Raw genomic sequence first — 10303 nt, 5'->3', positions numbered from 1 at the left:
CCCCGACGCAGCCTCATCGAGTCCGCTCGCCGCCTTGCACGACGCATTCCTTACCCCCGGCCTCCCTGCTCCCCTACTCCCCGAGCACCCTACTCCCCTACTCCCCTACGCTTGCCCGATACACGGCAATGCCGGCGGCGAGGTCCTCGAGGGCCGCGCCGACCGACTTGAACAGCGTGATCTCGTCGTCGCTCTGCCGGCCTTCTTTCTGGCCGCGCGTGAGTTCATAAAGGTCGGCGACGATGGCTTCCGGCTTCAACACGCCGGATGCCAGCGGCTGGACGATATCACCTGCTTCCTTGGTGGCGCCGGCGCGGGTGTCGACATAGACGCCGGCGCGTGCAATCGCGTCGTCGTCGCTTTCGCGCATCGCCGGCGTGAAGCCGCCGACCAGATCGACATGGGTTCCGGGCTTCAAGAGTGCGCCCTTGATCAGTGGCGTGGTGGTGATGGTCGCCGACGATACGATGTCGGCCTGGCCGAGTTCGGCGTCGAGATCGCCTGCTGCTTCGGCAGCAAAACCCTCGGCACGCAATTTTGCCGCGACCTTTTCGGCATTGGCCGGCGTGCGGTTCCAGATGCGAATGTTCTTGATTGGCCGCACCGCCGAATGCGCCTTTGCAAGGAATGGCGACAGCGCGCCGGCGCCCACTACCAGCAGTCGCGATGCGTCCTCGCGGGCGAGATAGGAGGCGGCCAGCGCCGAGGCACAGGCCGTGCGCCACTGTGTCAGCCTCTGGCCATCGATCAAGGCCTGCGGCTCGCCGGTGGCGCCGTCGAGCAAGAGGTAAAGCCCCATCACCGCGGGCTTGCCGACGGCATTGTTGTCGGGCGACACGGTGACGATCTTGACGCCGATATGGCCGTCGGCCGAGGTGCCGGCTGCGTTGAAGTCGGTCCAGGCCGGCATCAAAAGCAGCGTCGAGGCGGCGCCATCGGGCCGCTCGACCGTGTGATGGTGCCTGACCGGCTGCACGGCGCCGTCGCGAAAAGCGGCGCGCAACGTCTCGACCAGCCCGGAAAAGGTCAGCGCGCGGTCGACCTCGGCGGCGGAAATGGTCAGCATGAAAGGCTCCGTGGAGAAATAGGCCAGCTGCGCTTCAGGCCCGAGCCGTGGCTCAGTTCGTCGGCTTCGGCAAGGCCTGGCCCTGCGACGCAGTGGGCGCGCGGCTGACCGCCTGGCGCAGGTTCTCGGCCTCGGCGCCGCGCTGGCGCGCCAGCTTGCGGTAGCGGCCCTGCTTGATCCAGGTCGCCAGGCTGCCGACGATCATGCCGATGGCCAGCGCCAGGAACAGGAAAATGAAGAGCGGCACGGTCAGTGTCAGCGCCGGATTGCCGGGATTGAACGGATCGAGCGTGAAGGCGACCGGTTCGCGGTTGGCGACGGCCAACGCAATCAGGATGACGGCCAGCGGCACGAAAACCACGATGAGGAGAAAGCGATTGAACATGTTTTTCCGTTCGGAAGAAAAGGTAGGAGCGGTGGCGGGTGCCGCGCCTATTTGCCTCCGTTCAGCCTTTCACGCAATTCCTTGCCGGTCTTGAAGAACGGTACCCATTTCTCCTCGACCTCTACGGATTCGCCGGTGCGCGGGTTGCGGCCGGTGCGGGCAGGGCGGTTTTTCACCGAAAACGCGCCGAAGCCGCGCAACTCGACCCGGTTGCCCTCGGCAAGCGCGTCGGTGATTTCATCGAAGATGGCGCTGACAATGTTTTCGACGTCGCGCAGGAAAAGATGCGGATTGCGCGTGGCGATGATCTGCACAAGTTCGGATTTGATCATGAAAAGGCTCCCCGTGAAAGCAGTGCCGCCGAAATTATCAGAATGATTTTATTTGCTTTTTCACTCGTCCCAAGCGGTTTCTCAAGGGTGCCAGACGGAAACGAGACCGTCAAGAAACAAGCGGTCCACTCCAATTTCGTGAAGGACGTCGCCGCCATGGCCGGGCAGGCCAAGCGCAGCGCCGACGGTCTGCGCCATCGCCTTGGAGAACAGAAAACCACCACGTTTTTCGGTGTCCTTCCATTCCACCACCTTGAGCTTGGCATCGACACCCTTGCCTGCAAGCCAGTCGATCGCTTCGGCCTCGCCGCCGACCGCGTCGATCAATTTGTTGGTGACCGCCTGCCGGCCGGTGAAGATCGACCCGTCTGCGAGCGCCAGCGCCTCCGGCTTGGTCATGTTGCGGCGCTCGGCGACGATGCCGACGAACCAGTCGTAGCTGTCGAGGATGAGTTTGCGGACCATGGCGCGCTCATCGTCATTGGTCGGCTTGAAGGGAGAAGGCGAGGCCTTCAAGGGCGAGGATTTCACCTCCTCCAGCTTGACGCCGAGCTTGTCCATGAGGCCGCTGACGTCCGGGTACTGGATCAGCACGCCGATCGACCCGACGATCGAGGATTTGCGTGCGACAATATGGTCGGCCGCAGTGGCGATCATGTAGCCCGCCGAAGCCGCGAGCGTGCCGACCTCGGCCACCACCGGCTTGTCGGCGGCGAGCTTGCGCACTGCCTCGTAGATCGACTCGCCACCGACGGTGGTGCCCCCGGGTGAATCGATCGACAGGATCACAGCCTTGACGCGCGGTGACTGACGGATGGCCTCCAGCCGCTTGATCAGTTCTTCGTCTTCGGTGATGGTACCTTCGATCTTGACCTTGGCGATGTGGTCGACAGCCGCGCCGGTGAAGTCGTCACCATAGATCCACGCCGAAAAGGCGATCAGCCCGGCTGCGGCGACAATAATCGCCGCAACACGCCAGAATGTCAGCTTGCGGCGCAAGCGGCGGCGGTCGATCAGGTCGTCGGCTCTCAATGCCATGGTCAGCCTCGTAGTCGGTGGGAGCAGATGCTTTTAAAGCAACCATTGGCGCCCGGCTACCGTTTCCTGACGGCCTCGCGCCAAAGGCCGTCTTGGGCATTCGCGGCAAGCCTCAACCTGTCACGTTCCACAGGCTCTAACACTGTGCGCCCATATCTGGTATGAGGTACAGGCTGCGCTGGGCCATTTTCGTTGTACAGGGGCGGCTGTCACATTTTTGCGGTTTTCCTCGGCTTGTGCTTGCTTGAGGGCGCCGGCACCCCACCTATAGGGCGGCCTGGCGGGCAGGGGTTTAGAAGAAGCAGTCATGTTAGCGGGACCAATCGAACCGACCAACACCGAGACGGAGTTGGCTCCCAAGGCCGCAGGCCGGGCGCGGGTCGACGCGTTTGACATTGCGCAGCGTCATTCGCGCCGGGTCCGGATCCTCAAGCTGGCCGTGCCGCTGGTCGCTGCCGTGATCGCGGTCGCGTTTCCGGTCTATTCCTATCTCATGGCTCCCGCTGCAATCGAGGTGCAGGCCGACGGCGGCGCCTTTGCCGATGGCAAGCTGGTGATGGCCAACCCCAAGCTCAACGGCTTCACCAAACAGAACCTGCCCTATTCGATGACAGCCCTGCGCGCCATACAGGATGTCAGCAAACAGGGCATCATCGATCTGGACGGCATCAAGGCCAAGCTGCCGATTGCGGCCGACAACACGGCCGCCATCGATGCCACGCACGGCACCTACGATCGCGACGGCAACACGCTCAGCCTGACCAGCGACGTGACCGTGTCGACCACGGATGGTGTGGTGGCAAAATTCAAATCAGTCTATCTCGACATGGGCGAAGGCACTATGAAGACAAGCGAACCCGTCGATGTCAGCCGCGGCGGGTCGCGGATCAGGGCGGATTCGATGTCGGTCCAGGACAATGGCAAGGTCCTGGTTTTCGAGAACAAGGTGCGCGTCGACATCGATCCCGCCAGTTTGAAGGCGGCAGAGGCAAAGAGCGGAGAGACCAATGCGGTTCAGTAGTTCGGCACGGCGCCTCGCCGCTATTTCGGCGTTGACGCTTGGGTTGCCCTTGGGGCTGACCTTCGGGACGGCGCCGTCGCTGGCGCAATCCAGTGCCACCAGCCAAATGTCCGGCCTCAGGCTGTCGGGCGACAAGCCGATCCAGATCGAAAGCGACAAGCTCGAGGTGCGCCAGGCGGAAAGCGTCGCCGTCTTCACCGGCAACGTCAACGTCGTCCAGGGTCCAACCGTGCTCAAGGCCGGCAAAATGACGGTCTATTACGTCAGGGATGCAGGCGCCGCCAAAGGCGCCCAGCCCGCGGGTGCCGCGGCAATGACCGGATCCGCCAACATCGACCATCTCGAGGTCGACGATAAGGTCTACATCAAATCGGATAATCAGGTTGCCACCGGCGACCGCGGCACCTTCGACATGAAGACCGAAGTGCTGGTGCTTTCGGGCAGCAAGGTCGTGCTCTCGCAAGGCGACAACGTGCTTGTCGGCTGCAAGCTTACCGTGCAGATGAAGAGCGGCCTTGCCCAGGTCGACGCTTGCGGCGGCCGCGTCATGATGTCGATCACGCCGCCGGCGAAGTCTGGAGCAGCGAAACCCTGATGACCGGCATATCGTCGCTGCTGGCGCGTCTTCCAGGGCGCGCCGCCAGCAAACTTGCGGCACCGGCCAGGGTCACCGTCGAAGCGGCAAAGTTCAAGGGAACCTTGATCGCCAAAGGGCTGACCAAAAGCTACAAGGGCCGCAAAGTCGTCAGCGGCGTGACGCTGGGCGTGCGCGCCGGCGAGGCGGTTGGGCTGCTCGGCCCCAACGGCGCCGGCAAGACGACCTGTTTCTACATGGTGACCGGCCTGGTGCCGGTCGATCAAGGCACGATCGAAATTGACGGATTCGACGTCACGTCGATGCCGATGTATCGCCGCGCTCGTCTCGGCATCGGCTATCTGCCGCAGGAAGCGTCGATTTTTCGCGGCCTGAATGTCGAGCAAAACATCCGGGCCGTGCTCGAAGTGGTCGAAAAGAGCCGCAAGGAGCGTGAGCGCCTGCTCGACGAATTGCTCGAGGAATTCCACATCAGCCATCTGCGCAAGGCTCCGTCGCTGTCGCTCTCTGGCGGTGAGCGGCGACGCCTCGAAATTGCCCGTGCGTTGGCAACCCGCCCTGCCTACATGCTGCTCGACGAACCTTTCGCCGGCATCGATCCGATCGCCGTCGCCGACATCCAGCAGCTCGTGCGCCACTTGACGGCACGTGGAATCGGCGTGCTGATCACCGACCATAATGTGCGCGAGACGCTTGGCCTGATCGACCGCGCCTACATCATCCATGCCGGCCAGGTGCTGACCCATGGGCGTGCCGACGAAGTGGTGGCAAATGCCGATGTGCGGCGGCTTTATCTCGGCGAGGGATTTACGCTCTAAGTGCGAAATTCCGGTTCGAGCGGGATTTCCGGCGTAGTCCAGCAGGTTTTTCTTCAATTTTCTGCCTGAAAACGCGCCGGCAGGCGAGTTTTACCGCTCCTCGCCTTGACAAGCAAAAGCCGGGCCAGTTTGTATGCTGGCCTGGAAAATTCCTTCCAGCAGTGCGGGTGCGTAGACGGGGCGTTTGAAACCGAACCATGGCGTTGGCGGCAAAACTACAGCTACGACAGTCGCAGTCGCTGGTGATGACGCCGCAGCTGATGCAGTCGATCCGCCTGCTGCAGTTCACCCACCTCGAGCTGGAACGCTTCATCGACGACGAGATCGAACGCAATCCCCTGCTGGAACGCGCCGAACCGCAGGAGGACGCCGCCAGCGACCAGGCGCAGAAGGGCGACGCTGCACCGGAACCGGCTGCCGACGGCGACTGGTTCGAAGCGGAGACGGCGTGGAGCGCCGAGGCGATCTCGGAAAAGCTCGATACGTCGCTGGAAAACCTGTTTCCCGACGATCCTGGTACGAGCGAGCGGCTCGGGCCCGACCTGACGGCGCAATGGAAATCGGCGTCCGGCAATGGTTCCACCTCTTCCTCCGACGGCTTCGACGTCGCGGATATGGCGGCGGCTGCCATCACGCTGCGCGACCATGTCGGCGAGCAGGTGGCGCTCGCCTTTGCCGATCCGGCGGCGCGCCTGATCGCTAGCGAGCTTGCCGACGGCCTCGACGAGGCCGGCTACATGCGTGCCGACATGGCCGAGATCGCGGCCCGCCTCGGCGCGGACGCCACGGCGGTGGCCAGGGTCCTGGCGGTCTGCCAGACATTCGAGCCCGCCGGCATCTTCGCCCGCGACCTCGCCGAATGCCTGTTGCTGCAGCTTGCCGTGCGCGACCGGCTCGATCCGGCGATGAAGGCGCTGATCGACAATCTCGAACTCTTGGCACGGCGCGATTTCCAGACGCTGAAGCGGATTTGCGGCGTCGACGAGGAGGATCTGCTCGACATGCTGGCCGAGATCCGGGCGCTCGACCCGCGGCCGGGAATGGCGTTTTCGCGCGGTGCCAGCGATGCGATCGTGGCCGACGTCGAGGTTCGCGCAGCCAATGACGGCAGCTGGACGGTCGAACTCAATGCCGAGACGCTGCCGCGTGTACTGGTCGATCACATCTATTTCGCCCAGGTCACGCCGCATGCGAAAAACCAGGCCGAAAAGGATTTCCTCGCCGAATGCCTGCAGAACGCCAACTGGCTCACGCGCAGCCTCGACCAGCGGGCGAAGACCATTCTCAAGGTGGCCTCTGAGATCGTGCGCCAGCAGGACGCCTTTCTCGTCCACGGCGTGCGGCACCTGAAGCCGCTCAACCTGCGCACGGTGGCGGACGCCATCGGCATGCACGAATCAACGGTCAGCCGGGTCACGGCAAACAAATACATGCTGACGCCGCGCGGTGTGTTCGAGCTGCGCTATTTCTTCACCGCCTCGATCGCTTCGTCGGGCGGCGGCGATGCGCATTCGTCGGAAGCGGTGCGCGACCGCATAAAGCAGCTGATCGACGAGGAGAAAGCCGTCGATGTGCTTTCCGACGATGCCATCGTGGACATGCTGCGGGAAAGCGGCGTCGACATCGCCAGGCGCACGGTGGCCAAATACCGGGAAGGCATGAACATACCCTCTTCGGTGCAGCGGCGGCGCGAAAAACGCGCTTTGGCCAGCGCCGGCCGTTGAGCTCCGGCGGAATTTCCACAGCTTTCGCTGTTCATTGACAAGCGGCGACGAAGTGGCTAGAAGCCCGCCCGCATGAGACGGGCTGGCGACTGGATTTGAGTTCGCCGATGCCCGCACGAGAGATGGTCCGTCACGACGTAGGCCACGGGACGGCCAAGAAGGCGGCTTGTGATCAACCGGAAAGTTCGGATTTAAAATCGGCGCAAGTGACGCCGCAAAAGCTTGTGCGCGCGGACCACGAGTATAAACTCGGGACAGTTTGAAGCCTGAGCAAGGAAGGTCAGTTTTCAGATGACACTGCGCATATCGGGAAAACACATGGATATCGGCGATGCGTTCCGTACGCGCATCAACGACCGTGTCGGGGAAGTGATCGGGAAATATTTCGATCGGGGCTTTTCAGGGCAAATCGTAGTCGTCAAATCGGGGTCGCGCTACACGGCCGATTGCATGATCCGGCTGGATTCCGGTGCTTCGCTGCAGGCGACCGGCGATGCCCAGGATCCAACGCTTGCCTTCGATACCGCGGCAGACCGTCTGGAAACACGCCTCAGGCGCTACAAGCGCCGGCTGAAGTCGCACAATTCAGGCAACAGCAACGGCGAGCTCACCGACGTCGCCTATACGGTGATGGCGCCGCTTGCCGACGACGAGGAGGACATACCGGAGAATTTCGCGCCGGCCATCGTCGCCGAATCGACCATGACGCTGCGGACCATGTCGGTGGCGTCAGCAGTGATCGAACTCGACACCAAGGACAGCCCGGTCCTGGTCTTCCGCAATGCCGGAAACGACCATCTCAACATCGTCTATCGCCGGCCGGACGGGAATATTGGCTGGATCGACCCGTCCACGGCCAAGGTCGCGCAGGGGTAAAAACCAGCCGCACGCGAGCGTGGGGACTGGCGACGGCAGGCGAACAAGGGATTTCAAGCATGGATCTGAGCGATCTCGTCAGCGTTCCGGCAATCATGCCGACGTTGAAGGCGAACTCCAAAAAGCAGCTGCTGCAACTGCTGTCCGAAAGGGCGGCGGCGATTTCCGGCATTCCGGAGCGAGAGGTGTTCGACACCATCCTGCAACGTGAGCGCCTCGGCTCGACCGGCGTCGGCAACGGCATCGCCATTCCGCATGGCAAGCTGGCCGGGGTGAAGCGGATCGCCGGCGTTTTTGCTCGGCTGGAGACACCGGTGGACTTCGAGGCCCTCGATGATCAGCCGGTCGACCTGGTGTTTCTGCTTTTGGCTCCCGAAGGTGCCGGCGCCGACCACCTCAAGGCGCTGTCGCGCATCGCGCGGGTGCTGCGCGATGCCGACACGGTTGCCAAGATCAGGGGCACGCGCGACGCCGTGGCCATCCATGCGCTGCTGTCGGACACGCAGGCCTCGCACGCCGCCTGAGGTTTTGATTAAATCCGTTGAAGGGCCGCCGTGAGCGGCCCTGTCCGTTCCAACCAGATCGCTGCGCCGTATTTGTCAGTGGATAGCGACGTTAGTGGATAGCGACCGGGGTCAGATCGTTTTCCAGCGCGCCAGCCAGTGCCCGGTCGCGAGCGTCCGAAAGCAGGATCGGCTGGCCATTGGCGGCAAACAGGGCCCACAGTTCCAGCCCGGGGGCGATTTCGCCGAGACCCGGGAAACGGCCGCGCAGATCGTCGCTCGACACTTTCCTGAGATAGGCGACCGAACCTTCGCCGAGATGGGCGAATTCGCCGCTGGTCATGATGATATTTTCGTTAGTTCTGGTCATTTCAAGCCTCCTTGCCGCGAGACGCCGCTCAAGGCCATCCCGCTTGAGAGCTATCGGCAAAAATCAGTCTTTCACCGATATGTTTATTTTTCGTACCAGCCGTTCGGATTCCGGCCGATCGAGATCGATCGACAGAAGGCCGTTCTTCAATTCCGCCGCAATCACCCGCATGCCGTCGGCCAGCACGAAGCAGCGCTGGAACTGGCGCGCGGCGATGCCGCGGTGCAGGAATTCGCGCTCGGTATCGTCGTTCTGACGGCCGCGCACGACCAACTGGTTCTCCTCCGTTGTGACATCGAGATCGCTTTCCGCGAAACCGGCGACGGCGAGCGTGATACGCAGGCTTTCGGTTTTGCCGTCGGCACCGCTGAGGCGCTCGATGTTGTAGGGAGGATAGCTGTCACCGGACTTTGCCAACCGCTCCAGCGTCTTTTCCATGGAATCGAAACCGAGGAGAAGCGGGCTGGAAAAAGGCGTCATTCGGCTCATGTTACAGTGTCCTCTCAAGAGCGACATAAAGTGGAAAAACCCGGATGGCATTTTTCCCGATGGTCTTGATATGGTCCGCCGCCCGGCAGACTTCAAGCCGTCACATGTCCCGCCCAAAAAGACTTGCCAAAACAAGGAATTGAAATGCCCCAATCCCGCAGGATCATCATCGACACTGACCCCGGACAGGACGATGCCGTCGCCATATTGCTGGCGCTCGGCAGCGCCGAGCTGGAGATCGTCGGCATCACCGCGGTGGCCGGCAACGTGCCGCTGAAACTTACCGAAAAAAACGCCCGCAAGATCTGCGAGCTGGCCGGCCGGCCGGACGTCAAGGTCTATGCAGGCGCCATCCGGCCGCTGGCGCGCGAACTCGTCACCGCCGAGGAAGTGCATGGCAAGACCGGCCTCAACGGACCGCAACTGCCCGAACCAAAGATGAAGCTGCAGGACGAGTATGCGGTCGATTTCATCGTCGAGACGCTGATGAACGAGGAGAGCGGCACAATCACGCTTTGCGCGCTCGGGCCGCTCACCAATGTTGCGCTGGCGCTGATCCGCGAGCCGAAAATCGCGCCGCGCATCAAGGAGATCGTGCTGATGGGCGGCGGCTTCTTCGAGGGCGGCAATGTCACGCCGACCGCCGAATTCAACATCTATGTGGACCCGCATGCTGCCGATGTCGTGTTCAAATCGGGCATTCCGATCGTGATGATGCCGCTCGACGTCACCCACAAGGCGCTGACCACCGCCAAGCGCACGAAGGCCTTCCGCAAGCTCGGCACCAGGGTCGGCACGGCCACCGCGGACATGCTGGAATTCTTCGAACGTTTCGACGAGGAAAAATACGGCACCGATGGCGGCCCGCTGCACGATCCTTGCGTCATCGCCTACCTATTGAAGCCGAAGCTCTTCAAGGGTCGCAACTGCAATGTCAGCGTGGAAACCGCCTCGGAGCTCACCATGGGCATGACGGTGATCGACTGGTGGGGGGTGACCAAGCGGCCGAAGAACGCCATGGTGATGCGTGACATCGACCATGATGCGTTTTTCGAGCTGTTGCTGGAAAGGCTGCGGCGGCTTTAG

Annotated in this window: 13 protein-coding genes; 7 read left to right on the top strand and 6 right to left on the bottom strand. The window is 62.5% G+C overall.

What is annotated here, in order from left to right; translation table 11 throughout:
* Nucleotides 1–97: 97 nt before the first annotated feature.
* The 4 genes from lhpI to sppA all read right to left on the bottom strand — a co-directional run bounded on the left by lhpI (nt 98) and on the right by sppA (nt 2821).
* Nucleotides 98–1066 carry a bifunctional Delta(1)-pyrroline-2-carboxylate/Delta(1)-piperideine-2-carboxylate reductase gene (gene lhpI / locus NKJ40_RS10115; protein ID WP_352465950.1) on the bottom strand — a complete coding sequence of 323 codons (969 nt, stop codon included), beginning with the start codon at nt 1064–1066 and terminating at the stop codon, nt 98–100.
* A 52-nt stretch (nt 1067–1118) separates the two neighbouring features.
* Nucleotides 1119–1451: a DUF1049 domain-containing protein gene (locus NKJ40_RS10110; protein ID WP_292664966.1), complete on the bottom strand. Its 333-nt coding sequence runs from the start codon at nt 1449–1451 to the stop codon at nt 1119–1121.
* Between the two features lie 47 nt (nt 1452–1498).
* Complete coding sequence (locus NKJ40_RS10105; RefSeq protein WP_023675261.1) at nt 1499–1783, bottom strand: integration host factor subunit beta; 285 nt, start codon at nt 1781–1783, stop codon at nt 1499–1501.
* Between the two features lie 81 nt (nt 1784–1864).
* A complete protein-coding gene (sppA, locus tag NKJ40_RS10100; RefSeq protein WP_292664965.1) occupies nt 1865–2821 on the bottom strand; it encodes a signal peptide peptidase SppA in 957 nt (318 codons plus the stop codon).
* Between the two features lie 307 nt (nt 2822–3128).
* Between sppA and lptC the strand changes: the two genes are divergently transcribed.
* The 6 genes from lptC (at nt 3129) to ptsN (ending at nt 8379) form a co-directional block, all read left to right on the top strand.
* The gene (gene lptC / locus NKJ40_RS10095) at nt 3129–3842 is read left to right on the top strand and encodes an LPS export ABC transporter periplasmic protein LptC (protein ID WP_352465949.1); all 714 of its coding nucleotides are present in this window, start codon (nt 3129–3131) and stop codon (nt 3840–3842) included.
* Nucleotides 3829–4437 (top strand): LptA/OstA family protein, encoded by a 609-nt coding sequence (locus tag NKJ40_RS10090; protein ID WP_292664963.1) that lies wholly within the window; start codon nt 3829–3831, stop codon nt 4435–4437. The genes lptC and NKJ40_RS10090 overlap by 14 nt, the downstream gene beginning before the upstream one ends.
* Nucleotides 4437–5255, top strand: a complete 819-nt coding sequence (lptB, locus tag NKJ40_RS10085) for an LPS export ABC transporter ATP-binding protein (protein WP_352465948.1) — start codon at nt 4437–4439, stop codon at nt 5253–5255. Before NKJ40_RS10090 ends, lptB begins: the two co-directional genes overlap by 1 nt.
* A gap of 197 nt (nt 5256–5452) precedes the next feature.
* A complete protein-coding gene (rpoN, locus tag NKJ40_RS10080; RefSeq protein ID WP_352465947.1) occupies nt 5453–6979 on the top strand; it encodes an RNA polymerase factor sigma-54 in 1527 nt (508 codons plus the stop codon).
* A 291-nt stretch (nt 6980–7270) separates the two neighbouring features.
* Complete coding sequence (hpf, locus tag NKJ40_RS10075; protein ID WP_023675267.1) at nt 7271–7855, top strand: ribosome hibernation-promoting factor, HPF/YfiA family; 585 nt, start codon at nt 7271–7273, stop codon at nt 7853–7855.
* A gap of 59 nt (nt 7856–7914) precedes the next feature.
* Nucleotides 7915–8379 carry a PTS IIA-like nitrogen regulatory protein PtsN gene (ptsN, locus tag NKJ40_RS10070; protein WP_292663270.1) on the top strand — a complete coding sequence of 155 codons (465 nt, stop codon included), beginning with the start codon at nt 7915–7917 and terminating at the stop codon, nt 8377–8379.
* A 91-nt stretch (nt 8380–8470) separates the two neighbouring features.
* Here the strand turns inward: ptsN and NKJ40_RS10065 are convergent, their stop codons facing one another.
* Entirely contained in the window at nt 8471–8728 is a 258-nt protein-coding gene (locus NKJ40_RS10065; RefSeq protein ID WP_023675269.1) for a BQ00720 family protein, read from the bottom strand.
* A gap of 63 nt (nt 8729–8791) precedes the next feature.
* Nucleotides 8792–9217 carry an Hsp20 family protein gene (locus NKJ40_RS10060; RefSeq protein ID WP_352465946.1) on the bottom strand — a complete coding sequence of 142 codons (426 nt, stop codon included), beginning with the start codon at nt 9215–9217 and terminating at the stop codon, nt 8792–8794.
* A gap of 144 nt (nt 9218–9361) precedes the next feature.
* On the opposite strand from NKJ40_RS10060, the gene NKJ40_RS10055 reads away from it, so the two are divergent.
* On the top strand, nt 9362–10303 hold the full coding sequence (locus NKJ40_RS10055) for a nucleoside hydrolase (RefSeq protein WP_352465945.1): 942 nt from the start codon (nt 9362–9364) through the stop codon (nt 10301–10303).

Source organism: Mesorhizobium sp. M0119 (assembly GCF_040322615.1).
Classification (GTDB): domain Bacteria; phylum Pseudomonadota; class Alphaproteobacteria; order Rhizobiales; family Rhizobiaceae; genus Mesorhizobium.
The sequence above is the reverse complement of the archived record's forward strand: the minus strand, read 5'-3'. Positions and strand labels throughout refer to the sequence as shown.